Source organism: Pantoea sp. X-Soil-MYKO-1289 (genome assembly GCF_059730625.1).
On record NZ_AP036004.1, the window covers coordinates 759,414 to 782,242 of the forward strand.

The 22,829-nt window shown below is 61.5% G+C and carries 21 protein-coding genes; 13 read left to right on the forward strand and 8 right to left on the reverse strand.

Going from position 1 to position 22,829, the window contains the following annotated elements; translation table 11 throughout:
- The first annotated feature begins 78 nt into the window (after positions 1-78).
- Both gcvP and AC6I7Z_RS03640 read left to right on the forward strand, forming a co-directional pair.
- On the forward strand, positions 79-2,952 hold the full coding sequence (gcvP, locus tag AC6I7Z_RS03635) for an aminomethyl-transferring glycine dehydrogenase (RefSeq protein ID WP_497813180.1): 2,874 nt from the start codon (positions 79-81) through the stop codon (positions 2,950-2,952).
- A gap of 58 nt (positions 2,953-3,010) precedes the next feature.
- Positions 3,011-3,763, forward strand: a complete 753-nt coding sequence (locus tag AC6I7Z_RS03640; RefSeq protein WP_497813181.1) for an SDR family oxidoreductase — start codon at positions 3,011-3,013, stop codon at positions 3,761-3,763.
- 39 nt (positions 3,764-3,802) lie between these two features.
- Here the strand turns inward: AC6I7Z_RS03640 and AC6I7Z_RS03645 are convergent, their stop codons facing one another.
- On the reverse strand, positions 3,803-5,242 hold the full coding sequence (locus tag AC6I7Z_RS03645; RefSeq protein ID WP_497813182.1) for a 6-phospho-beta-glucosidase: 1,440 nt from the start codon (positions 5,240-5,242) through the stop codon (positions 3,803-3,805).
- A 113-nt stretch (positions 5,243-5,355) separates the two neighbouring features.
- Entirely contained in the window at positions 5,356-6,075 is a 720-nt protein-coding gene (locus tag AC6I7Z_RS03650; protein ID WP_313590422.1) for a MurR/RpiR family transcriptional regulator, read from the reverse strand.
- Between the two features lie 178 nt (positions 6,076-6,253).
- On the opposite strand from AC6I7Z_RS03650, the gene trhA reads away from it, so the two are divergent.
- Positions 6,254-6,904, forward strand: coding sequence for a PAQR family membrane homeostasis protein TrhA (trhA, locus tag AC6I7Z_RS03655; protein WP_497813183.1), 651 nt, complete (start codon positions 6,254-6,256; stop codon positions 6,902-6,904).
- Positions 6,905-6,945: 41 nt separating this feature from the next.
- Here trhA and ygfZ read toward each other — a convergent pair whose 3' ends face one another.
- Positions 6,946-7,929 carry a tRNA-modifying protein YgfZ gene (ygfZ, locus tag AC6I7Z_RS03660; RefSeq protein WP_497813184.1) on the reverse strand — a complete coding sequence of 328 codons (984 nt, stop codon included), beginning with the start codon at positions 7,927-7,929 and terminating at the stop codon, positions 6,946-6,948.
- Positions 7,930-8,146: 217 nt separating this feature from the next.
- On the opposite strand from ygfZ, the gene sdhE reads away from it, so the two are divergent.
- The gene (gene sdhE, locus AC6I7Z_RS03665; protein WP_048784258.1) at positions 8,147-8,413 is read left to right on the forward strand and encodes an FAD assembly factor SdhE; all 267 of its coding nucleotides are present in this window, start codon (positions 8,147-8,149) and stop codon (positions 8,411-8,413) included.
- Positions 8,388-8,801: a protein YgfX gene (locus AC6I7Z_RS03670; RefSeq protein ID WP_497813185.1), complete on the forward strand. Its 414-nt coding sequence runs from the start codon at positions 8,388-8,390 to the stop codon at positions 8,799-8,801. Before sdhE ends, AC6I7Z_RS03670 begins: the two co-directional genes overlap by 26 nt.
- 8 nt (positions 8,802-8,809) lie before the next feature.
- Here AC6I7Z_RS03670 and fldB read toward each other — a convergent pair whose 3' ends face one another.
- Positions 8,810-9,328 (reverse strand): flavodoxin FldB, encoded by a 519-nt coding sequence (gene fldB / locus AC6I7Z_RS03675; protein ID WP_497813186.1) that lies wholly within the window; start codon positions 9,326-9,328, stop codon positions 8,810-8,812.
- 68 nt (positions 9,329-9,396) lie between these two features.
- On the opposite strand from fldB, the gene xerD reads away from it, so the two are divergent.
- Genes xerD through recJ form a run of 3 tightly spaced genes read left to right on the forward strand, consistent with a single transcriptional unit; the run spans position 9,397 to position 12,795 of the window.
- A complete protein-coding gene (gene xerD / locus AC6I7Z_RS03680; protein ID WP_161801252.1) occupies positions 9,397-10,323 on the forward strand; it encodes a site-specific tyrosine recombinase XerD in 927 nt (308 codons plus the stop codon).
- A gap of 21 nt (positions 10,324-10,344) precedes the next feature.
- Positions 10,345-11,055: a bifunctional protein-disulfide isomerase/oxidoreductase DsbC gene (dsbC, locus tag AC6I7Z_RS03685; RefSeq protein ID WP_033752164.1), complete on the forward strand. Its 711-nt coding sequence runs from the start codon at positions 10,345-10,347 to the stop codon at positions 11,053-11,055.
- A 6-nt stretch (positions 11,056-11,061) separates the two neighbouring features.
- Entirely contained in the window at positions 11,062-12,795 is a 1,734-nt protein-coding gene (gene recJ, locus AC6I7Z_RS03690; protein WP_497813187.1) for a single-stranded-DNA-specific exonuclease RecJ, read from the forward strand.
- A gap of 6 nt (positions 12,796-12,801) precedes the next feature.
- Here recJ and AC6I7Z_RS03695 read toward each other — a convergent pair whose 3' ends face one another.
- Positions 12,802-13,740, reverse strand: a complete 939-nt coding sequence (locus tag AC6I7Z_RS03695; RefSeq protein WP_497813188.1) for an Rpn family recombination-promoting nuclease/putative transposase — start codon at positions 13,738-13,740, stop codon at positions 12,802-12,804.
- A gap of 272 nt (positions 13,741-14,012) precedes the next feature.
- On the opposite strand from AC6I7Z_RS03695, the gene prfB reads away from it, so the two are divergent.
- A protein-coding gene (prfB, locus tag AC6I7Z_RS03700) for a peptide chain release factor 2 (RefSeq protein ID WP_096073747.1) occupies positions 14,013-15,111 on the forward strand; the annotation gives its coding sequence in 2 pieces (ribosomal slippage) (positions 14,013-14,087 and positions 14,089-15,111; 1,098 coding nt in all).
- Positions 15,112-15,120: 9 nt separating this feature from the next.
- Positions 15,121-16,641: a lysine--tRNA ligase gene (gene lysS, locus AC6I7Z_RS03705; RefSeq protein WP_497813189.1), complete on the forward strand. Its 1,521-nt coding sequence runs from the start codon at positions 15,121-15,123 to the stop codon at positions 16,639-16,641.
- Positions 16,642-16,873: 232 nt separating this feature from the next.
- Here lysS and AC6I7Z_RS03710 read toward each other — a convergent pair whose 3' ends face one another.
- Positions 16,874-17,500 carry a hypothetical protein gene (locus AC6I7Z_RS03710; RefSeq protein WP_033792093.1) on the reverse strand — a complete coding sequence of 209 codons (627 nt, stop codon included), beginning with the start codon at positions 17,498-17,500 and terminating at the stop codon, positions 16,874-16,876.
- A 355-nt stretch (positions 17,501-17,855) separates the two neighbouring features.
- On the opposite strand from AC6I7Z_RS03710, the gene AC6I7Z_RS03715 reads away from it, so the two are divergent.
- Positions 17,856-19,019 carry an MFS transporter gene (locus AC6I7Z_RS03715; protein WP_497813190.1) on the forward strand — a complete coding sequence of 388 codons (1,164 nt, stop codon included), beginning with the start codon at positions 17,856-17,858 and terminating at the stop codon, positions 19,017-19,019.
- On the opposite strand, the gene AC6I7Z_RS03720 is transcribed toward AC6I7Z_RS03715, so the two are convergent.
- Positions 19,016-19,936 (reverse strand): LysR family transcriptional regulator, encoded by a 921-nt coding sequence (locus tag AC6I7Z_RS03720; RefSeq protein WP_497813191.1) that lies wholly within the window; start codon positions 19,934-19,936, stop codon positions 19,016-19,018. The two genes, AC6I7Z_RS03715 and AC6I7Z_RS03720, sit on opposite strands and share 4 nt — an antisense overlap.
- Positions 19,937-20,034: 98 nt before the next feature.
- Here AC6I7Z_RS03720 and lysA point away from each other — a divergent pair, with 98 nt between their 5' ends.
- On the forward strand, positions 20,035-21,291 hold the full coding sequence (gene lysA, locus AC6I7Z_RS03725) for a diaminopimelate decarboxylase (RefSeq protein WP_497813192.1): 1,257 nt from the start codon (positions 20,035-20,037) through the stop codon (positions 21,289-21,291).
- Positions 21,292-21,301: 10 nt separating this feature from the next.
- Positions 21,302-21,754: a GNAT family N-acetyltransferase gene (locus AC6I7Z_RS03730; RefSeq protein ID WP_497813193.1), complete on the forward strand. Its 453-nt coding sequence runs from the start codon at positions 21,302-21,304 to the stop codon at positions 21,752-21,754.
- Here AC6I7Z_RS03730 and galR read toward each other — a convergent pair.
- Entirely contained in the window at positions 21,751-22,752 is a 1,002-nt protein-coding gene (gene galR / locus AC6I7Z_RS03735; RefSeq protein ID WP_033752146.1) for an HTH-type transcriptional regulator GalR, read from the reverse strand. The genes AC6I7Z_RS03730 and galR overlap by 4 nt on opposite strands.
- Positions 22,753-22,829 lie beyond the last annotated feature (77 nt).

Sequence of the window (22,829 nt, forward strand, 5' to 3'; positions counted from 1 at the left end):
CAGGGCGGCCAGACCTCGCTGGCCGCTTTTTGTCCCTTGCTTTCTCTGTACTCCAGCCCGATTCAGGATTGACTGCAAATGACCCAGACTTTGAGCCAGCTCGAACACAACGGCGCCTTTATTGAACGCCATATCGGCCCCTCGCCGGAACAACAGGCTTTGATGCTGGAGGCGATCGGCGCCAGCTCGCTGGACGCGCTGATCGGCACCATCGTACCGGCCGACATCCAGCTGCCTGGCCCGCCCGCCGTCGGCGATGCGGCGACCGAGCAGCAGGCGCTGGCCGAGCTTAAGGCGATCGCCGGTCAGAATCAGCGTTACAAATCCTGGATCGGCATGGGCTACAGCGCGGTGATCACGCCGCCGGTGATCCTGCGCAATATGCTGGAAAATCCGGGCTGGTACACCGCCTATACCCCCTATCAGCCGGAAGTGTCGCAGGGCCGCCTGGAGGCGCTGCTTAACTTTCAGCAGGTGACGCTCGATCTGACCGGTCTGGACGTCGCCTCCGCCTCGCTGCTGGATGAAGCCACGGCGGCGGCGGAAGCGATGGCGATGGCGAAGCGCGTCAGCAAGCTTAAAAACGCCGGTAAATTCTTTATCGCGGACGATATCCATCCGCAAACGCTGGACGTGGTGCGCACCCGCGCCGAGACCTTCGGCTTCGAGCTGATTATCGATCGCGCCGAGAAAGCGCTGGATCACGACGGGCTGTTCGGCGTGCTGCTGCAGCAGGTCGGCACCACCGGCGAAGCGCACGACTACAGCGCGCTGATCGCCGAGCTGAAAAGCCGCAAAATCGTGGTCAGCGTCGCCGCGGACTTTATGGCGCTGGTGATGCTGGAAGCGCCCGGCAAGCAGGGCGCGGACATCGTGTTCGGATCGGCGCAGCGCTTCGGCGTGCCGATGGGCTACGGCGGCCCGCACGCCGCCTTTTTCGCCAGCCGCGATGAGCACAAGCGCTCAATGCCGGGCCGCATTATCGGCGTGTCGCGCGACGCTGCGGGCAACACCGCGCTGCGTATGGCGATGCAGACGCGCGAGCAGCATATCCGCCGTGAAAAAGCGAACTCCAACATCTGTACGTCGCAGGTGCTGCTCGCCAATATTGCCGGACTCTACGCGGTCTATCACGGGCCGAAAGGGCTGAAGCGTATCGCCTCCCGCATCCATCGTCTGACTACTATTCTGGCGGCCGGGCTGCAAAACGGCGGGCTGAAGCTGCGTCACAGCAGCTGGTTCGACACCCTGACGGTCGAGGTGGAAGATAAAGCCGCGGTGCTGAACCGCGCGCAGAGCTTCGGCGTCAACCTGCGCAGCGATATTCATCACGCGGTCGGCATTACGCTGGACGAAACCACGCGCCGCGAAGATGTGCAGGCGCTGTTCGCCATTCTGCTGGGCGACGAGCACGGCCAGGATATCGACAAGCTGGATGCCGCCGTCGCGGCCGATAGCCAGGCGATCCCCGCCGCGCTGCAGCGTCAGAGCGCCATCCTGACCCATCCGGTCTTTAATCGCCATCACAGCGAAACCGAGATGATGCGCTATATGCATAGCCTGGAGAAAAAGGATCTGGCGCTGAACCAGGCGATGATCCCGCTCGGCTCCTGCACCATGAAGCTCAATGCCGCCGCCGAGATGATCCCCATCACCTGGCCGGAGTTCGCCGAGCTGCATCCGTTCTGTCCGGCAGAGCAGGCCACCGGCTATCTGCAGATGATCGGCCAGCTGTCGCAGTGGCTGGTGCAGCTCACCGGTTATGACGCGCTCTGCATGCAGCCGAACTCCGGCGCGCAGGGCGAATACGCCGGGCTGCTGGCGATCCGTCGCTATCACGAAAGCCGTAACGAAGGCGCGCGCAACCTCTGCCTGATCCCCAGCTCCGCGCACGGCACTAACCCCGCTTCGGCGCAGATGGCGGGCATGGAAGTGGTGGTGGTGGCCTGCGACAAGCAGGGCAATATCGACCTCGGCGACCTACGCGAAAAAGCGGCGCAGGCGGGCGAGCAGCTCTCCTGCATTATGGTGACCTATCCTTCGACGCACGGCGTCTATGAAGAGACCATCCGCGAAGTGTGCCAGATCGTGCATCAGCACGGCGGCCAGGTCTATCTCGACGGCGCCAATATGAACGCCCAGGTGGGCATTACCACGCCGGGCTATATCGGCGCGGACGTATCGCACCTCAACCTGCACAAAACCTTTTGCATCCCGCACGGCGGCGGCGGCCCGGGCATGGGCCCTATCGGCGTGAAAGCGCACCTGGCGCCGTTTGTGCCGGGCCACAGCGTGGTGCAGATTGAGGAGATGCTGACGCAGCAGGGCGCGGTCTCGGCGGCGCCGTTCGGCAGCGCCTCTATCCTGCCGATCAGCTGGATGTATATCCGCATGATGGGCGCGGAGGGGCTGAAGCGCGCCAGTCAGGTCGCCATTCTCAACGCCAACTATATCGCCAGCCGCTTGCAGTCGGCCTATCCGATCCTCTATGCCGGCCGCGACGGCCGCGTGGCGCACGAATGTATTCTCGACATTCGCCCGCTGAAAGAGCAGACCGGCATCAGCGAGCTGGATATCGCTAAACGCCTTATCGACTACGGCTTCCACGCGCCGACCATGTCCTTCCCGGTCGCCGGCACCCTGATGGTGGAGCCGACCGAGTCTGAGAGCAAAATCGAGCTGGATCGCTTTATCGACGCGATGCTCTCTATCCGCATGGAGATCGATCGCGTGGCCGACGGCGAATGGCCGGCGGAGGATAACCCGCTGGTGAACGCGCCGCATACCCAGGTCGAAATCGTCGGCGAGTGGAGCCATCCTTACAGCCGCGAGCTGGCGGTCTTCCCGGCGGGCAGCGACAATAAGTACTGGCCGACGGTGAAGCGCCTCGACGACGTGTTCGGCGATCGCAACCTGTTCTGTTCCTGCGTGCCGATGAGCGATTATCAGTAAACGCCGCGCAACGCTGTTATCAAGGGCCGCTTATCCGGCCCTTTTTTATGGAGAAAATATGACACTGGCTCTGGTGACCGGCGCAAGCCGGGGAATTGGCCGCGCGACGGCGCTCAAGCTGGCGCAGCAGGGCTACCGCGTGGCGGTTAACTATCTGAAGCGCGCAGACGAGGCGCAGCAGGTGGTGGCGCAGATCCGCGAGCAGGGCGGCGAAGCCTTTGCCGTGCAGGCGGATATCGCCGAGGAGGCGCAGATTATGGCGCTGTTTCAGCGGCTGGACGAGGAGGCGATGCCGCTCGGTGTGCTGGTCAACAACGCGGGCATTCTCTTTACGCAGTGTCGGGTAGAGGATCTCAGCGCCGAACGTCTGCAGCGCGTCTTCGCCACCAACGTCACCGGCGCCTTTCTCTGCTGCCGCGAAGCGGTGAAGCGCATGGGCACGCAGCACGGCGGCCAGGGCGGTTCGATTATCAACGTCTCCTCCGCCGCATCGCGTCTTGGCGCGCCGGGAGAGTATGTCGACTATGCAGCGTCGAAAGGGGCGATGGATTCGCTGACGAAAGGATTATCGCTGGAGGTGGCGGCGCAGGGCATTCGCGTCAACAGCGTCAGGCCTGGCTTTATCTATACCGAAATGCATGCGGACGGCGGCGAGCCGGGACGCGTCGATCGCGTGGCGGCCACAGCGGGCATCATCCCGATGGGACGCGGCGGAGAAGCGGAAGAGATTGCTGAAGCGATTGCCTGGCTGGCGAGCGAGGCGGCCTCCTATATTACCGGCACCTTTATCGACGCCGCCGGCGGCCGCTGACCGCGAGGCCGCGCCCGTTGCGGCGCGGCCCTGCGAGGATCAGAGGGTTTCGCCGTTGCTGGCGATAACCTGCTGATACCAGCCGAAGCTCTTCTTGCGCGAGCGGGCGAAGTCGCCGCTGCCGTCGTCGTTTTTATTGACGTGGATAAAGCCGTAGCGCTTGTCGTACTGACCGGTGGTGAACGAAACGCAGTCGATGCAGCCCCACGGCGTATAGCCCATCAGCTCGACGCCGTCGTGCGTCACCGCTTTTTTCATCTCGGCGATGTGCGCGCGCAGGTAGTCGATGCGGTAGTCATCCTCAATCACGCCCTCTTCATTCGCTTTGTCGATGGCGCCAAAGCCGTTTTCGACGATGAACAGCGGCTTCTGGTAACGCTCATAAAGCGCGTTCAGCGCATAGCGCAGCCCGGTCGGATCGATCTGCCAGCCCCAGTCGGAGGCGCCGACGTGCGGGTTTTTTACCACGCCGTCAAAGCCGGTAATGGGATCGTCAACGCCGCTGGCGTCGTGTTTTACCGCGTTGCTCATGTAGTAGCTAAAGCCGACGTAATCGGCGCAGCCGTTGCGCAGCGTCTCGGCGTCGTCCGCTTCCATTTCAATCTGATAGCCTTTACGCGCCCACTCTTTCAGGGTATAGGCCGGATAAGCGCCGCGCATCTGCACGTCGCTAAAGACATAGCGCTGATGCATCGCTTCCTGCGCCAGCATCACGTCGTCAGGATGGCAGGAGTAGGGGTAAATCGGCACCATGGCGATCATGCAGCCGATCTGGAAATCGGGATTGATGGCGTGGCCGAGGCTGACCACTTTGGCGCTGGCGACAAACTGGTGATGCATCACCTGATACATCACCTCTTCCGGCTTTTCATAGTCGGTGAACACCACGCCGGAGCAGCAGTAGCCAAACAGCGGATATTGCCAGTTGCGCTGGTTATTGATCTCGTTAAAGGTCATCCAGTACTTCACTTTGTGCTGATAGCGGCGCATCACCACGTCGCTAAAGCGCACGAAGAAATCCACCACTTTGCGGCTGCGCCAGCCGCCGTACTGTTTCACCAGATGGTAAGGCATCTCAAAGTGGGAGAGGGTGATAACCGGCTCGATGCCATACTTCAGCAGTTCGTCGAACAGATCGTCGTAAAACTGCAGGCCCGCCTCGTTCGGCTCCTGCTCGTCGCCTTCAGGGAAGATGCGCGTCCAGGCGATAGAGGTACGAAAACACTTAAAGCCCATCTCGGCAAACAGCGCCACGTCCTCTTTGTAGCGCGAGTAGAACTCCACGCCCTGATGGTTGGGATAGTGGTTGCCCGGCTGCACGCCATCGGTAATGACGCGGCTGACGCCGTGAGAGCCGCCGGTCAGCACGTCGGCGATGCTGACGCCTTTGCCGCCCTGATCCCAGCCGCCTTCGACCTGATGCGCCGCCACCGCGCCGCCCCATAAAAAGTGTTGCGGAAAGCCTGATTCGTTATGCATACGTCCCTCTCAGCGAAATAGATCTTGCCGCGAGTGTAGCAAAGCGAAAAAGGAAGTCACGCTATAACAGCGGCGCGCCAGAGTAATATGTTACGCCGGTAAAACAGCCTGTTTTATTTATTCAGCAGGCGGCCGATAGCCTCGAGAATATACATCACCGGCACCTGCGTGGTGATATCGGAATTGTCGCTCAGGCGGATGACCGGCACATGATAGGCCAGCGTAAAATCGCTCATTTTCGCCAGCGAGCTGCTCTCTGAGTGGGTTATCGCCATGATCTGGCAGCGACGCAGGCTGAACTGGCTGGCAAGACGCAATATTTCCGGCGTCTCGCCAGAGACGGAGAGCAATATCGCCAGCGTATTTTCATCCACGTTGCCGCTGACCGGATAATAGGGATCGTCGATATAGTGGCTGAATTTCCCGACGTTAGAAAAAAAGCGCGCGCCATATTTCGCCAGGCTGCCCGAGGTGCCGGCGCCAATAAAGAAAAGCTGTTCGGCGCGATTAATCATCTGCGCGGCGCGGGAAATAAGCTCGCTGAATTCATCGTTATTAATACTTTTGAAAAAGCTCAGCATTTCGCTGACGCCGACGTTCGCCTGCGCGGGCTGCGCCTGCTGCTGCGCCAGTCGGAAACGAATGCGAAATTCCGACCAGCCGTCGCACTGCATCTTGCGGCAGAAACGCAGCACGGTGGTGGTCGAGACGCCCGCTCGCTCCGCCAGCTCGCGGATGGTCATATAGCTGACGCTTTCCGGGTGTTTAATGATGTCGTGATAAACCTGCATCTCGAGGTCATTCAGGCTGGCAAGATCGTGATGAGAGAACATCGGCGGGGGCGCTCATGAAAAATGGATCTGCGCGCAGTGTAGCAGATTTGCGCGCTGCGCAGACGGTAACACGCATTCACAGATTAATTTTGGCGTACACGTGTACTCTCAAAATATTCCTGGCTATGCTGGAGAGCAGAAAATCCGCACCCATCACGACGTTGAGGAACGCGCCATAATGAAAAATCGCTTAGCCCTTCAGGGCTACTCGCTCGCTGAGGAGATTGCCAACAGCATCAGCCACGGTCTCGGCTGCCTGTTCGGCATTGTCGGTCTGGTGCTGCTACTGGCGCAGGCGACCGAAGCGGGCGCTAACGCTATCGCCATCACCAGCTACAGCCTCTATGGCGGCAGCATGATACTGCTGTTTCTCGCCTCTACGCTCTATCACGCTATTCCCCAGCAGCGCGCCAAACGCTGGCTGAAAAAACTCGATCACTGCGCCATCTATCTGCTGATCGCCGGCACCTATACGCCTTTTCTGCTGGTGGGACTGAAGTCGCCGCTGGCGCATGGGATGATGGCGGTGATCTGGGGGCTGGCGCTGGCGGGCATCATCTTCAAGCTCACCATCGCGCACCGTTTTAAGGCGCTGTCGCTGGTGACCTATCTCTGTATGGGCTGGCTGTCGCTGGTGGTGATCTATCAGCTGGCGCTGACGCTTTCGCCGGGCGGCGTCTGGCTGCTGGCGGCCGGCGGCATCATCTATTCGCTTGGCGTCATTTTCTACGTGGCGCGGCGTATCCCCTATAACCACGCTATCTGGCACGCCTTTGTGCTGGGGGGCAGCGCCTGCCACTTCTGCGCCATCTACTTTTACGTGATGTAAAGCGCCGCGCCCGGTCTCGTCGGGACGGGCGCGGCCAGAGATTACTCTTCCAGCGAATAGGGCAGCGGCTTGATCAGCAGCCGTCCGCCTTCGTCGCCCTCGACGCGCAGCACGCTATCCGCTTCCAGATCGTTGTTCATCACGACCTGCACCCACACTTCGCCATCGTCGAGCTGAACGGCGGCCAGCACCGTGCCGGTGCGGCGCCAGCGCTCGCCCATCTGCAGCTCCAGCGAGTCGTTCGCCGCGGGTACCCGGCTCGCCTGACCGGCAAGCCAGTAAAGGGCGCGCTTGTTAGCGCCGCGGAATTTGGCGCGCGCCACCATCTCCTGGCCGGTATAGCAGCCTTTTTTAAAGCTGATGGCGTCAAGCGCCTGCAGGTTAGTGGCCTGCGGAATCAGCTGCGCGGCGGTCGCCGGCTCGATGACCGGGATGCCTGCTTCGATATCGAGCGCCAGCCACTGCGCGCTGTCATTCAGCTGCGCGTCGTCGGCCAGCTTCTGCTGCAGCGCCTGCGCCTGCTCGCGCGTGGTCACGATCAGGAAACGCTCCGCGGGCGTCGGGAACCACAGCAGCGTGCTCTCCGCCTGCTGCACCACCGGATGATCGCCGTCCGGCAGAGCGTCGAACAGGCTGGTCAGCGCCGCGCGCGCCTGGAACCCCGCCACGCCGAGCAGCACCGCGTCGTCGTCCGGCGCCAGCGTCACTTTCGAGAACACCGCATATTTTTTCAGTTCCGTCAGCTGCGTGTCGCGCAGTTCGCGGCGCACCAGATAGGCGTAACCTTCGCCGCGATGGAACAGGTGCAGATTGCTCCACATCTTGCCTTTTGCGTCGCAGTGCGCCGCCGGGCGATGCTGATCCGCGCCCAGCGCGGCGACGTCCAGCGTGAGCTGGCCTTGCAGATAAGAGGTGCTGTCGGCGCCCTGCACCGATACCAGCGCCCAGCCGTCCAGCGACATCAGGGTTAACGGCAGGCGAGAGGCGGCCACGGGCTGGCGCGGGGGTAAGCTGAAAATAGGCATTGGCTGTCCTGATTAAAAAGGTGAATCCTGAACTCAATGTTAAAAGAGCGCACTGGCTTTGCAACCCGTTTACGGAATCGGGCGCACAAATCGCGAGTCGGCGCGGCAACGACAGGCCGGCACGTGCGGCGCGGCGCACAGCCTCGCAACGGGCGCCTGCAGGCGTGAGAAAACCAGGTTACACTAGCCGCCTGTCTGAAATGCGGAAATCACACACATGGATATTCATGATAAATCGCGCATTCACTGGGCCTGCCGCCGCGGTATGCTGGAGCTGGATGTCGCTATTATGCCTTTCTTCAAATATGAATATGACAGCCTCAGCGACAGCGACAAAAAGGCTTTTGTCGCGCTGCTGAAGAGCGACGATCCCGATCTCTTTAACTGGATGATGAATCACGGCGAACCGGCCGACCCGGAGCTGAAGCGCATTGTCCAGCTGATCCAGCAGCGCAACCGTGAACGCGGCCCCGTGGCAATGTAAGCTGCGGCCGTCGCGCCGGGCGCGCCTGCTGCACGGCGCGCTGGCATCAGGCGCGCTGCTAAGCGTGGCGAGCGCGCCGCTGCCCGCCCTGTTCTGGCTGATTAAACTCCCGCTTTTGCTGCTGATGCTGCATGAATACCGACAGCAGCAGCGCCGGCTGACGCAGCGGCGCGGCATGTTGCAGCATAAAAGCGACGACAGCTGGCGCTGGCAGGGCGCGCGCTGGCGCATCAGCGGACCGATCCGCTGGCTGCCAGGCGCGGCGCTGCTGGTGTTGCGCAGCGAGAAAGCACAGACGCGCAGGCTGTGGCTGATGCAGGATATGATGCCGCGCGCGCGGTGGCGTCAGCTGCGCGCCCGTTTGCTCAGCCGCGTGGACAGGCAGTAGGCCGGGCGCTAGAGCAGCGCGGCGGTCTCGGTCAGGATCTGCTCGCACCACTGTTCGATACGCGCGTCGGTGACGTCGAACTGATTCACGTCGTCCAGCGCCAGGCCGACAAACTGCGTGCCGTCGGCGCTAAGCGGACGCGGGCTGGTAAATTCATAGCCTTCCAGCGGCCAGTAGCCGACAAACTTCACGCCCATCGGCTGCAGCAGCTCGTGCAGCATGCCCAGCGCGTCGAGAAACCATTCGCCATAGCCAAGCTGGTCGCCCATGCCGTAAAGCGCGACGATTTTTCCGCGCAGGTTGAGCGTCGGCAGCTGCGGCCAGATCGCTTCCCAGTCCTCCTGCAGCTCGCCGAAATCCCAGGTCGGGATGCCTAAAATCAGCAGGTCGTACTGCTCCATCAGCAGCGGATCGTCATCTTTCACGTTGTGCAGCGTGACCAGCTCAGCGCCGATAAAGTCGCGGATTTTCTCTGCGGCCATTTCGGTATAGCAGGTGCTTGAGCCGTAAAAAAGACCAATTTTCATGCAGATAATGCTCGGATTAAGACTGACTTTGGCGCAATTGTATCAGAAGCAGGGCGGATTCAGGCATAATGAGCACGATTTCACCTCAAGGCGGGGATACCGTGCAAGACAGCGACCTGACAGAACAGTTTCTGGATGCGCTCTGGATTGAACGCAATCTGGCGCAAAATACCTTGTCCTCGTATCGTCAGGATTTAAAAACCCTGACCGACTGGCTGACGCATCGCGGGCTGACGCTGCTGACGCTGCAGGCCGAAGATTTGCAGCAGTTTCTCGCCGAACGGCTGGAAGGCGGCTATAAAGCCAGCAGCTCGGCGCGGCTGCTCAGCGCCATGCGCCGCATTTTTCAGTATCTCTACCGCGAGAAGCTGCGCAGCGACGATCCCAGCACGCTGCTGGCCGCGCCGAAGCTGCCGCAGCGGCTGCCGAAAGATCTCAGCGAAGCGCAGGTGGAGCGGCTGCTGCAGGCGCCCAGCACCGATATTCCGCTGGAGCTGCGCGACAAGGCGATGCTGGAGCTGCTCTACGCCACCGGGCTGCGCGTCTCTGAACTGGTCGGCCTGACCCTGAGCGACGTCAGTCTGCGCCAGGGCGTGGTGCGCGTTATCGGCAAAGGCAACAAAGAGCGCCTGGTGCCGCTGGGCGAAGAGGCGGTTTACTGGCTGGAGCACTACCTGGAACACGGCCGTCCCTGGCTGCTCAACGGGCAGACGCTGGACGTGCTGTTTCCCAGCAGCCGCGCGCAGCAGATGACGCGACAGACCTTCTGGCACCGCATCAAGCACTACGCCGTGCTGGCGGGCATCGACAGCGAAAAACTGTCGCCGCACGTGCTGCGGCACGCCTTCGCCACCCATTTGTTGAACCACGGCGCCGACCTGCGTGTCGTACAGATGTTGCTGGGACACAGCGATCTCTCTACCACGCAAATTTATACGCACGTCGCCACCGAGCGGCTGCGTCAGTTGCATCAACAGCATCATCCGCGCGCCTGACGCGGACATTAAGGAAAGAAGATGAAGAAATTTCTCCTGCTGGCCCTGTTGGCTGGCGCCTTCAGCAGCGTAGCTCAGGCCGATGACGGCGCGATCCTGCAGTCGCTGAAAAAGCTGGGGCTGAAGCAGACGGAAATCGTGCCGTCGCCGCTGCCGGGATTTAAAACCGTGCTGACGGAAAGCGGCGTGATTTACGTTACCGAAGACGGCAAGCATATGATTCAGGGCCCGCTCTATGACGTTAGCGGCGCGCAGCCGGTCAACGTCACCAATCAGCTGCTCGACAAAAAGGTCGAGGCGCTGGCGCCGCAGATGATTGTCTATAAAGCGGCGAAAGAGCAGCACGTCATTACCGTTTTCACCGACATCACCTGCGGCTACTGCCGCAAGCTGCATGAGCAGATGGCCGACTACAACGCGCTGGGCATTACGGTGCGCTATCTTGCCTTCCCGCGCGAAGGGCTGCACGGCCAGGTGGAAAACGCCATGAAGGCGATCTGGTGCGCCGCCGACCGCAACAAAGCGTTCGACGAAGCGATGAAGGGCAACGCGCCGCAGATGAGCGCGCCGGACAGCTGCAAGATCGATCTCGATCAGCACTACAAGCTGGGCATTCTTTACGGCATCCAGGGCACTCCGGCGATCCTGACCGACTCCGGCATGATGATCCCGGGCTATCAGGGGCCGCAGGAGCTGAAGCAGGTATTGGATCAGCAGAAGCGCGGTGGCTAATTGGCAGTGATTAAAACAGTAGAACTGCGGCGGCGCGAGATCGGCGTCGAGGACCAGCTCCCGGCAGATCTTCCGCCGCTGCTTAAACGTCTCTATCTGCAGCGCGGCGTACGCAGCGCGGCTGAGCTGGAGCGCGGCGCGAAGCATCTGCTGCCGTTCTCCTCGCTCAACGGGCTGGATGCGGCGGTCGAGCTGCTGCATCAGGCGCTGCTCGACGGACGCCGCATTATGGTGGTGGGCGATTTCGACGCCGACGGCGCCACCAGCACCGCGCTGACGGTGCTGGCGCTGCGCAGCATGGGCGGCCACAACGTGCAGTATCTGGTGCCAAACCGCTTCGACGACGGCTACGGCCTGAGTCCGGAAGTGGTGGAGCAGGCGCGCGCGCGCGGCGCGCAGCTGATCCTGACGGTGGATAACGGCATCTCGTCCCATACCGGCGTCGCCTGCGCCCATCAACACGGCATTCCGGTGCTGGTCACCGATCACCATCTGCCTGGCGACACCCTGCCTGAGGCGGAAGCGATAGTGAACCCTAACCTGCGCGACTGCGAATTCCCGTCGCGCGCGCTGGCGGGCGTCGGCGTCGCCTTCTACCTGATGATGGCGCTGCGCGCGCATCTGCGTAAGCTGGGCTGGTTCGGCGCCACGCGCGCGGAGCCGAATCTGGCGGAGCTGCTGGATCTGGTGGCGCTCGGCACCGTCGCCGACGTGGTGCCGCTCGACGTCAATAACCGCATTCTGGTGTGGCAGGGGCTGAGCCGCATTCGCGCCGGCAAATGCCGTCCCGGCATTCGCGCGCTGCTGGAGATCGCCAATCGCGACGCGCGCCAGCTGGTGGCGAGCGATCTCGGCTTCGCCCTCGGCCCGCGCCTGAATGCGGCGGGGCGGCTCGACGATATGTCGGTTGGCGTCGCGCTGCTGCTTACCGACGACATTACCCAGGCGCGGATGCTGGCCAACGAACTCGACGCGCTCAATCAGACGCGTAAAGAGATTGAGCAGGGCATGCAGAGCGAGGCGCTGGCGCTCTGCATGGAGCTGGAGCGAAAGCAGACCGATTTGCCGCTGGGGCTGGCTTTCTACCATCCCGAGTGGCATCAGGGCGTGGTGGGCATTCTCGCCTCGCGGCTGAAAGAGCGCTTTTATCGTCCGGTTATTGCGTTCGCGCCTGCGGGCGACGGCACGCTCAAAGGCTCTGGACGGTCGATTCCCGGTCTGCACCTGCGCGACGCGCTGGAGCGGCTTGATACGCTCTATCCCGGCATGATGCTGAAGTTCGGCGGGCACGCCATGGCGGCAGGCCTGTCGCTGGAAGAGACGCAGTTTGAGGCGTTTCGCCAGCGCTTCGCCGACCTGCTCGGCGAGTGGCTGAGCGAAGAGTCGCTGCAGAGCGTTATCTGGTCAGACGGCGCGCTGCAGCCGGGCGAGTTCAGTTTGCAGACCGCCGAACTGCTGCGCGAAGCGGGCCCCTGGGGACAGGCGTTTCCCGAGCCCGCTTTCGACGGCAAGTTCAAGCTGCTGCAGCAGCGGCTGGTGGGCGAGCGGCATCTGAAAGTGATGCTGGAGCCGCTCGGCGGCGGCCCGCTGATCGACGGCATCGCCTTCAACGTCGACACCACCCTGTGGCCCGACAACAGCGTGCGTCAGGTCGAGCTGGCCTTTAAGCTCGATATCAACGAATACCGCGGCAATCGCTCGGTGCAGCTGATTATCGATCATCTCTGGCCGCTGAGTTAACGGGTTTTAGCGGCGGATCTGCTGCAGATCCGCCGCCGACAGCCCGGTCAGTTCCTGCACCAGCGTCAGGTCGATTCCTCTGGCCAGCATATTGCGCGCAATCGCCAGCGTCGCCTCGCGCTGGCCTTCATTGCGGCCCTCGGCGAGGCCTTTGTGACGGCCTTCGCTAAGGCCCTGCTCTCGTCCCATCTGCTTAAGCTGTTCCGCAATCGTCATCAGTTCCTCCTTTTGCTGCGGCACGCGCCGCGCCAGCTCCTCAATAAAGCTTTTCGCCTGCGGCGCTTCGCCCGCCTGAATCATATAGTTAATCAGCGCCAGCCGCTGTTTGCGGGTCACTGAATCCTGCAGCATAAGCGTCACCAGCCGCTCAAACAACCCGGTGAGATCACGCTGGCGAATATGTTTCTGCAGCAGCGTCAGCGCCGCCATACTGCGATGACGCACAATCTCGCTGTCGGCGATTAAGCTAACATCGATCAGCGGAAAGGGGCCGCCATAGAGGCGCGCGGCCAGTTCCGCCTCGCTGAAAAGCGCGGTCCAGCGCATGCTGAAGGGCCAGGGACGTTGTTTGCCGTGATAGAAGAGCAGCGGGATCACCAGCGGCAGATGACGATGGCCAGCATCCAGATGGCGCTGCATCACCGCGATGGCGTAACGCATCAGCCGGAATGCCATCAACCGGTCCGGCGAGCTTTGATGTTCGATGATGACGTAGACATAGCCCTTTTTTCCTGTGGTTTGCAGCGAGTAGAGAATATCGCTGTAGTAAGCGCGCAGATCTTCTTCGATAAAACTGCCGGAGGTCAGGCGCAGCGTCGAGAGATCGCAGATGCGCAGCAGCCAGTCGGGCAGGTGCAGCGCTAAAAAGTCGCGCGCGGTGTGCGCGTGGGTAAGAAAGGTTTTGAATACTGCGTCGTGCGGCGTAGCGCTTTTTTTTCCTGCCATAATCGTCCCTGTATTTTCGCTCCTGTAGCGTCCAGGCTAGCACGATCCTTTCAGCGGCGACGGCTGGGAGAGAGACTAAAGGTTATCCGCGCGGCGCACCGCACAACCCGGACTGCGCCGCGCCTGCCCATCAACATAAAAACACGCGCCGCACCGCACATTTCGCCGGCCGCCGCCGCTGCCGGCGCGCGACTGAAACCCTACAATCTCACGGCTATTTCGGTTAGACTGCGGGGTTTCCATCCCGACATTCAGCGAAAAGACCCGAAGCCATGTTTGAAATTAATCCGGTTAAAAACCGCATCCAGGACCTCACCGAGCGCAGCGCCGTTCTTAGGGGGTATCTTTGACTACGATGCCAAGAAAGAACGCCTCGAAGAAGTAAACGCCGAGCTGGAGCAGCCAGACGTCTGGAACGAGCCTGAACGCGCCCAGGCGCTGGGCAAAGAGCGCTCGTCGCTGGAAGCGATCGTGCAAACCCTGGATCAGATGTCGCAGGGCCTGGAAGATGTGCAGGGTCTGCTTGAGCTGGCCGTAGAAGCCGAAGACGAAGAGACATTCGACGAAGCGGTCGCTGAGCTCGATACGCTGGAAAGCAAACTGGGCGAGCTGGAATTTCGCCGCATGTTCTCCGGCGAGTATGACAGCGCCGACTGCTATATCGATCTGCAGGCGGGTTCCGGCGGCACCGAAGCGCAGGACTGGGCCAGTATGCTGATGCGTATGTATCTGCGCTGGGCCGAATCTAAGGGCTTTAAAACCGAAATCATTGAAGAGTCAGAAGGCGAAGTGGCGGGCATCAAGTCCGTAACTATTCGCGTCTCAGGCGACTACGCCTTTGGCTGGCTGCGTACCGAAACCGGCGTGCATCGCCTGGTGCGTAAGAGTCCGTTTGACTCCGGCGGCCGCCGTCACACCTCATTCAGCTCTGCGTTTATCTATCCGGAAGTGGATGACGATATCGATATCGACATCAACCCGGCGGATCTGCGCATTGACGTCTACCGCGCGTCGGGCGCGGGCGGTCAGCACGTTAACCGTACGGAATCGGCGGTGCGTATCACCCATATTCCCACCGGCACGGTGACGCAGTGTCAGAACGACCGCTCTCAGCATAAAAACAAAGATCAGGCGATGAAACAGATGAAGGCGAAGCTGTACGAGCTTGAGATGCAAAAGAAAAATGCTGAGAAGCAGGCGCTGGAGGACAACAAGTCCGACATCGGCTGGGGCAGTCAGATCCGCTCCTATGTGCTAGACGACTCCCGCATCAAAGATCTGCGCACCGGCGTTGAAACCCGCAATACCCAGGCGGTGCTGGATGGCGATCTCGACCGTTTTATCGAAGCAAGTTTAAAAGCAGGGCTATAAGGAACCGACATGTCTGAACAACAACCGCAGAGCGCTGATGCCGCCCTTGAGTTAAATAACGAACTAAAAACGCGTCGCGAAAAACTCAGCGCGCTGCGTGAAAACGGCGTGGCGTTTCCTAACGATTTCCGCCGCGACACCACCTCGGACGCGCTGCACGCGCAGTATGACGAGAAAAGCAACGAAGAGCTGGAAGATTTAGGCGTTGAGGTCAGCGTTGCCGGTCGTATGATGACCCGCCGCATTATGGGTAAGGCGTCGTTCGTGACGCTGCAGGACGTGGGCGGCCGCATTCAGCTCTACGTGGCGCGCGACGATCTGGCGGAAGGCATTTATAACGAGCAGTTCAAGAAGTGGGATCTCGGCGATATCCTCGGCGCGCGCGGCAAGCTGTTCAAAACCAAAACCGGCGAGCTGTCGATCCACTGTCACGAGCTGCGCCTGCTGACTAAAGCGCTGCGTCCGCTGCCGGACAAATTCCACGGCCTGGCCGATCAGGAAACCCGCTACCGTCAGCGTTATCTGGACCTTATCGCCAACGACGAGTCGCGCAACACCTTTAAAATTCGCTCGCAGATCATGGCCGGCATCCGCCAGTTCATGGTCGGCCGCGACTTTATGGAAGTGGAAACGCCGATGATGCAGGTGATCCCCGGCGGCGCCTCCGCGCGTCCCTTTATCACCCATCACAACGCGCTCGATATCGATATGTATCTGCGTATCGCGCCAGAGCTCTATCTGAAGCGTCTGGTGGTCGGCGGCTTCGATCGCGTGTTCGAAATCAACCGCAACTTCCGCAACGAAGGCATCTCGCCGCGCCATAATCCTGAGTTCACCATGATGGAACTCTATATGGCCTATGCGGACTACCGGGATCTGATCGAGCTGACCGAAAGCCTGTTCCGCACCCTGGCGCAGGAGGTTCTCGGCACCACGAAGGTACCTTACGGCGACCAGGAGTTCGATTTCGGCAAGCCGTTTGAGCAGCTGACCATGCGCGAAGCGATTAAAAAGTACCGCCCGGAAACCGATCTGGCGGATCTGGATGATTTCGATAAAGCGGTGGCGATCGCCAGTGCTATCGGCATCAAGGTCGAGAAGAGCTGGGGCCTGGGTCGCGTGGTGACGGAGATTTTCGAAGAGACGGCGGAAGCGCATCTGATTCAGCCGACCTTTATCACCGAGTACCCGGCGGAGGTGTCGCCGCTGGCGCGCCGCAACGACGAGAACCCGGAAATCACCGATCGCTTTGAGTTCTTTATCGGCGGTCGCGAAATCGGCAACGGCTTCTCCGAGCTGAACGACGCGGAAGACCAGGCGGAGCGTTTCCAGCAGCAGGTTAACGCCAAAGACGCAGGCGACGACGAAGCGATGTTCTACGACGAAGATTACGTGACGGCGCTGGAGCACGGTCTGCCGCCGACGGCGGGTCTGGGCATCGGCATCGACCGTATGGTGATGCTGTTCACCAACAGCCATACCATCCGCGACGTGATCCTGTTCCCGGCGCTGCGTCCGACCGCGAAGTAACGCTAACGGCTAACGGCTAACTGATAACTGCTTTTTCAGCAACGCCTAAGCCTGAAACGCGGCTGGCAGGGCCAGAGGAGCAAAGCGTCCCGCACCATGGATGGTGCGGGCCGAGCTGGCAGGGATGCCACTTTTTGCGTCTTTGCGATCTGGCCCTGCCAGCCGCGTCAGCTTCAAGCTAACAGCCACATCAAGCTAACAGCCACTAAGGCCGGATTTCCGGCCTTTTTCTTTAAGACTTCACCACGCCATTCAGCCAGGCCTCGAAACGCGCATAGGGCACATAAAGCGCGACGTCGCGATAGAGCGTCTTCCCACTCCGGTTATCATCAATGCGGCTGCTGTAGCCGACAATCACGCCCGCCAGGGTATCGTCCGACGCGTTATAGACCGCGCCGCCCGACATGCCTTTCACCACGCCCGCACTGGCCGCCACCACCACGCACTGCGCTTTGTTCCAGCTGTTCGCCAGCGAGGTATTAATCAGATTCTCGCCGCTGGAGCTGACCGGCATCGCGCTGATAAAGCTATAGCCGTAAAGATTCACCTTATCGCCGATGTGGCTGTTGCGAAAACGCGGCGGCAAATTCGCTTCGGCATTCTTGTGGTACACCACGGCGATATCGCACTCTGGATGCCAGGCCTTAACGCGATAGAGCGAAAATTTGGCGACATGCGCGGCGGTCAGGCTGTACTCCGCCGTCAGCGGAATCGTGGTGCCCAGCGTCCCCAGACCGAGCGCGGTGGGAATACCGGTATAGGTCATATCGACGCGCTTTTGCGCTTCGCTGCTGTACTCGTAGTGGCCGACGGAGCAGCCGCTGAGACAGAGCGCCGTCAGGGCGATTAGCCGCTGCATATTCTCTCCCCGCATAAGAGTGGCTTCACATTACCGCATAGGGCAACTGGGGTATCGGCAGCGCGCGCCATACCTTTACCTGATTGAATCTACACGCAAAGCGCCCCTGCGCGCCACGCGCCTGTCGCTTACCCTCAAGCGTAGCGCGTAAAAGAGGAAAGGATTGTTAAGGATCCATCACGCGTACGGCGGCCCATTATTGCGTCTGCGGCAAAAGATCCTTGCCGCACGCAGGGTGTATGCAAACTGACGGCTATGATTTAATACTCACCGTGACGAAGTTCAAATTTTTATAACCGTCCGCGCCCGGCGTCCGCTGCGGCGTTCACCTGCATATCGATTGGGAGAGTGTGTTATGCCTGTTGCTTTACTGGCGCTGGCGCTGAGTGCGTTTGCGATTGGAACCACCGAGTTCGTCATCATGGGCCTGCTGCCCGACGTGGCGGGCGATCTGCAGGTCTCGATCCCGTCAGCGGGCTGGCTGATCAGCGGCTACGCGCTGGGCGTCGCCATCGGCGCGCCGATTATGGCGCTGTTAACCGCAAAGCTGCCGCGTAAAAAGACACTTATCCTGCTGATGATCATCTTTATTATCGGTAACGTGCTCTGCGCACTCGCCTACACCTACAACCTGCTAATGATGGCCCGCGTGATCACCGCGCTCTGTCACGGCGCCTTCTTCGGCATCGGCGCGGTGGTGGCGTCGAGCCTGGTGGCGCCGGGCCGTCAGGCGTCTGCGGTGGCGCTGATGTTCACCGGCCTGACGCTGGCGAACGTGCTTGGCGTGCCGCTCGGCACCTGGTTTGGTCAGCTGTTCGGCTGGCGCGCCACCTTCTGGGGCGTCGCCATTATCGGCGTACTCGCTTTTATCGCGCTGATCGTCAGCCTGCCCACCAATAAAGAAGAGAAGCCGGTGCATCTGGCGAGCGAAATCAGCGCGCTGGCCAACGGCAAACTGTGGCTTTCGCTGCTGATGACGGTGTTCTTCGCCGCGGCGATGTTCGCACTGTTCAGCTATATCGCGCCGCTGCTGCTGCAGGTGACCGGCATCAGCGCGCGCGGCGTCAGCTGGACGCTGTTCCTGATCGGCGCCGGTCTGACCGTCGGCAATATCCTCGGCGGCAAGCTGGCGGACTGGAAAGTCTCTTTCAGCCTGATTTTAAGCTTCTCGCTGATCGCCATCTTCTCGCTGCTGTTTAGCTGGACCAGCCATGCGCTCTGGCTGGCGGAGGTGACGCTGTTCCTGTGGGCGATGGCGACGTTCGCCACCGTGCCGGGTCTGCAGATCAACGTGGTGCGCCACGGTAAAGAGGCGCCGAACCTGGTCTCGACGCTGAACATCTCCGCCTTCAACGTCGGCAACGCGCTGGGCGCATGGGTCGGCGGCGCGGTCATCGGCCAGGGCTACGGCCTGACTGCCGTGCCGGTCGCCGCCGCCGCGCTGGCCGCTATTGGCCTGATTATCTGCCTGATCACCTTCCGTAAATCGGGCGGCAACGCCGCCGCGGTGCGCGCTTAAGCCAGTCGTTCGGCGATGCGCTGAGGAAAATCGGCCACCTGCGCCTGCAGGTGGTCGACAAAGGCCGCCACCAGCGCCGACGCGGTGCGGTGCAGCGGCCGCACCAGACTTACGGTAAAGGGCACCGCGACGCTGAAGCGGCGCATCACCACGCCGCTGTCGGCATAGTCGAGCGCCGTCAGCGGATTCACCACTGAAATCCCCACGCCCGCGCGCACCATGGCGCACACCGATGCCGCGCTGTGCGTCTCCAGCGCCAGCCTGCGCTCCACGCCCTGCTCATGAAACAGCGAATCCAGCAGCTGACGATAGCTGTCGGCGCGCGACAGGCTCACGTAGTTCTCTCCGGCGAAATCCTGCGGCGTCAGCACCGCGCGCGCGCAAAGCGGATGATCCTGCGGCAGCACGCAGACCTCGTCGCAGGTCAGCAGCGGCAGCCGCTCCGTGCCGGCGGGCGCATGCTGGGTTTCGGTCAGGCCGAGATCGTAGCGCTGCGCCGACAGCCACTCCTCCAGCAGCGGCGACTCCTGCGGAATAATATTCAGGCTGACGTCGGGGTAGCGCTGCATAAAGGGCTGCACCAGCGGCGGCAGCAGCGACTGCGAAAAGACCGGCAGGCAGGCGATCGACAGCTCGCCCTGACGGAACTGACGCAGCCCGTCGGCCGCTTCCATAATGCGATCCAGCCCGTACCAGGAGCGCTGCACCTCTTCGAACAGCCGCAGGCCCTGCACCGTGGGCTGCAGCCGACCGCGCACGCGGGTGAAAAGCGTCAATCCCAGCTGCTTCTCCAGCCGCGCCAGTTCGCGGCTGACGGTGGGCTGCGAGGTGTTCAACAGCGCGGCGGCCTGCGTCAGATTGCCGCTGGTCATCACCGCGTGAAAAATCTCTACGTGTCGCCAGTTGATTTTCGCCATATGCTGCCATATCCATTTTGCATAGAAGCTATTAAAACAGATATTTTTCAGCATGGCACGCGTCTGGCCTAATAGAAGCAACTCACAGGAGAATGCTTATGCCACGCGCCCTAACCGACCACACCACCGCGCTTAACGCCGCGCAGCTGCTGCCGCTGGCGCAGCAGTATAACGGCCCGTTCTGGGCCTATGACGCCCAGATTATTCAGCAGCGCATCGAACAGCTGCGCGCCTTCGACGTGGTGCGCTTTGCGCAGAAAGCCTGCTCAAACATTCATATTTTGCGTCTGATGCGCGCGGCGGGCGTCAAAGTCGACTCCGTGTCGCTCGGCGAAATCGAACGCGCGCTGGCGGCGGGCTTTCAGCCAGGCGGCGAGGATATCGTCTTTACCGCCGACGTATTCGACCGGCCGACGCTGGCGCGCATTGCCGAACTCAAAGTGCCGGTGAACGCCGGCTCGGTGGATATGCTGCACCAGCTGGGCCAGGTCTCGCCGGGCCACGCGGTATGGCTGCGCATCAACCCCGGTTTCGGCCACGGCCACAGCCAGAAAACCAATACCGGCGGCGAAAACAGCAAGCACGGCATCTGGCACAGCGAACTGCCGCAGGCGCTGGCGGCGATTAAAACCTACGGACTGCGCCTGATCGGGCTGCATATGCATATCGGCTCCGGCGTCGATTACGGCCACCTGCAGCAGGTGTGCGACGCGATGGTGGAGCAGGTGATCGCGCTCGGCCACGACCTTGAGGCGATTTCGGCAGGCGGCGGGCTCTCTGTTCCTTACCGCTTCGGCGAAGAGGCGATCGACACCGCGCACTATTTCGGCTTGTGGGACGCGGCGCGTCAGCGTATCGCCGCTCACCTCGGCCACGCAGTCAAGCTGGAGATCGAGCCGGGTCGTTTCCTGGTTGCCGAGGCGGGCGTGCTGGTGTCGCAGGTGCGCGCGGTAAAAGCGATGGGCAGCCGCCACTTCGTGCTGGTGGATGCGGGCTTTAGCGATCTGATGCGGCCGTCGATGTACGGCAGCTATCACCATATTTCGCTGCTGCCGGGCGACGGTCGCGCTATCGACCAGCAAACCCAGCGCGATAGCGTGGTCGCCGGGCCGCTGTGCGAGTCGGGCGACGTCTTTACCCAGCTGGAAGGCGGCAAGGTAGAAACGCGCGCGCTGCCGGCGGCGCAGGTGGGCGACTATCTGGTATTTCACGATACCGGCGCTTACGGCGCCTCAATGTCCTCAAACTACAACAGCCGTCCGCTGATCCCGGAAGTGCTGTTCGAGCAGGGCAAACCGCGTGAAATCCGCCGGGCGCAAACCATTCAGGAACTGCTGGCGCTTGAGCTGAGCTGAGGCGCGCGCGATGAACATCCTCTCTTTGCGCGACGCGCCGCAGTTCGCCGAACAGGTGACCGACTGGCTGTGGCGCGCCTTTGACGCGGAGAACGGGCGCGACTTTATGGCCAGCGTGGTGGAAAGCTCGCTGCATGGGGCGGCGTTTCCCGTCACTTTCGTCGCGGTCGACGACGCGGGCAGGGCGGTGGGCACGGTGGGCTTCTGGCGCTGCGATCTGATCAGCCGCCAGGATCTCTTTCCCTGGCTCGCCGCGCTCTACGTCGATGAAAGCGCGCGCGGCACCGGCCTGAGCGCGGCGCTGCAGAGGCATGTCATCGACTATGCGCGGCAGCGCGGCCACCACAGCCTGTGGCTCTGGTCGACCTTCGACGGCTATTACGAACGCTGCGGCTGGACGCCAGCGGGCGAGGCGCTGGACTATCCCGCTAAAAAGGTCAGGCTCTACCGGCGCGAGCTTTAACCTGGTCCGCTCACCGAATGGCGCCGTACCAGCGTCGGGCTGAACATATTGGTCACCTCCGGCAGCGGCTGCGCATGGGCCAGGGCTAACGCCAGCTCCGCCGCCTGCTGCGCCATGGTGACGATGGGATAGCGCACCGTGGTCAGGCGCGGGCGCACATAGCGCGATACCAGCACGTCATCGAAGCCGATCAGCGACATCTCTTCCGGCACGCGCACGCCGTTATCGCTCAGCACCGCCAGCGCGCCGGCCGCCATCGAATCGTTATAGCAGGCCACGGCGGTAAAGCTGCGGCCGCGTCCCAGCAGCTCGGTCATCGCCTGCTCGCCGCCCACTTCATCCGGTTCGCCAAAGGTCACCAGCCGATCGTTGGCGGGCAGGCCGTGCTCTTTCAGCGCGTCGTAGTAGCCCTGCAGGCGATCTTCGGAGTCGGAAATGGGGTGGGTCGAGCAGATAAAGGCGATATTCTGATGTCCCTGCTGGATAAGGTGGCGCGTCGCCAGCCAGGCACCGTAGCGGTCGTCGAGCGCGATACAGCGCTGTTCGAACCCTTTCAGCAGCCGGTTGAGCAGCACCATGCCCGGCATCTGCTTCATCAGCAGCTCCAGCTCGGCGTCGGGGATCTTCTTCGCATGCACCACCAGCGCGGCGCAGCGGTGGCGCATCAGCTGCTCAATCGCCTGCCGCTCTTTTTGCTCATTGTGGTAACCGTTACCAATCAGCAAAAAGTTGCCGGTCTGTCCGGCGATCTCATCAACCGCCTTAACCATTGCGCCGAAAAAAGGATCCGATACGTCGCCGACCACCAGTCCTAAGGTTTCGGTCGACTGCTGCGCCAGGGCGCGCGCGTTGGCGTTGGGATGATACTGCAGCTCCTCCATCGCCTGGCTGACGGCCTGACGCGAGCTTTCGCTGGCTTTAGGCGAATTATTAATCACACGGGACACCGTCGCGACGGAAACACCCGCCAGTCTGGCAACATCCTTTATCGTAGCCATGCCTCGACCTGCTTTAGGGAAAACGTTTACACATGGCAGCAGTGTTACGGAAAAGGCGGCCTGTATCAAGCCGACAG

What these genes read in the sequence shown, in the direction of transcription:
- AC6I7Z_RS03710 (WP_033792093.1), bottom strand. Translation starts at nt 17,500, where the DNA reads ATGCAGCGGCTAATCGCCCTGACGGCGCTCTGTCTCAGCGGCTGCTCC.
- dsbC (WP_033752164.1), top strand. Translation starts at nt 10,345, where the DNA reads ATGAAGAAATTTCTCCTGCTGGCCCTGTTGGCTGGCGCCTTCAGCAGC.
- AC6I7Z_RS03730 (WP_497813193.1), top strand. Translation starts at nt 21,302, where the DNA reads ATGAACATCCTCTCTTTGCGCGACGCGCCGCAGTTCGCCGAACAGGTG.
- ygfZ (WP_497813184.1), bottom strand. Translation starts at nt 7,929, where the DNA reads ATGCCTATTTTCAGCTTACCCCCGCGCCAGCCCGTGGCCGCCTCTCGC.
- sdhE (WP_048784258.1), top strand. Translation starts at nt 8,147, where the DNA reads ATGGATATTCATGATAAATCGCGCATTCACTGGGCCTGCCGCCGCGGT.
- AC6I7Z_RS03645 (WP_497813182.1), bottom strand. Translation starts at nt 5,242, where the DNA reads ATGCATAACGAATCAGGCTTTCCGCAACACTTTTTATGGGGCGGCGCG.
- lysS (WP_497813189.1), top strand. Translation starts at nt 15,121, where the DNA reads ATGTCTGAACAACAACCGCAGAGCGCTGATGCCGCCCTTGAGTTAAAT.
- fldB (WP_497813186.1), bottom strand. Translation starts at nt 9,328, where the DNA reads ATGAAAATTGGTCTTTTTTACGGCTCAAGCACCTGCTATACCGAAATG.
- AC6I7Z_RS03695 (WP_497813188.1), bottom strand. Translation starts at nt 13,740, where the DNA reads ATGGCAGGAAAAAAAAGCGCTACGCCGCACGACGCAGTATTCAAAACC.
- AC6I7Z_RS03720 (WP_497813191.1), bottom strand. Translation starts at nt 19,936, where the DNA reads ATGGCGAAAATCAACTGGCGACACGTAGAGATTTTTCACGCGGTGATG.
- AC6I7Z_RS03650 (WP_313590422.1), bottom strand. Translation starts at nt 6,075, where the DNA reads ATGTTCTCTCATCACGATCTTGCCAGCCTGAATGACCTCGAGATGCAG.
- trhA (WP_497813183.1), top strand. Translation starts at nt 6,254, where the DNA reads ATGAAAAATCGCTTAGCCCTTCAGGGCTACTCGCTCGCTGAGGAGATT.
- xerD (WP_161801252.1), top strand. Translation starts at nt 9,397, where the DNA reads ATGAGCACGATTTCACCTCAAGGCGGGGATACCGTGCAAGACAGCGAC.
- gcvP (WP_497813180.1), top strand. Translation starts at nt 79, where the DNA reads ATGACCCAGACTTTGAGCCAGCTCGAACACAACGGCGCCTTTATTGAA.
- AC6I7Z_RS03715 (WP_497813190.1), top strand. Translation starts at nt 17,856, where the DNA reads ATGCCTGTTGCTTTACTGGCGCTGGCGCTGAGTGCGTTTGCGATTGGA.
- galR (WP_033752146.1), bottom strand. Translation starts at nt 22,752, where the DNA reads ATGGCTACGATAAAGGATGTTGCCAGACTGGCGGGTGTTTCCGTCGCG.
- lysA (WP_497813192.1), top strand. Translation starts at nt 20,035, where the DNA reads ATGCCACGCGCCCTAACCGACCACACCACCGCGCTTAACGCCGCGCAG.
- AC6I7Z_RS03640 (WP_497813181.1), top strand. Translation starts at nt 3,011, where the DNA reads ATGACACTGGCTCTGGTGACCGGCGCAAGCCGGGGAATTGGCCGCGCG.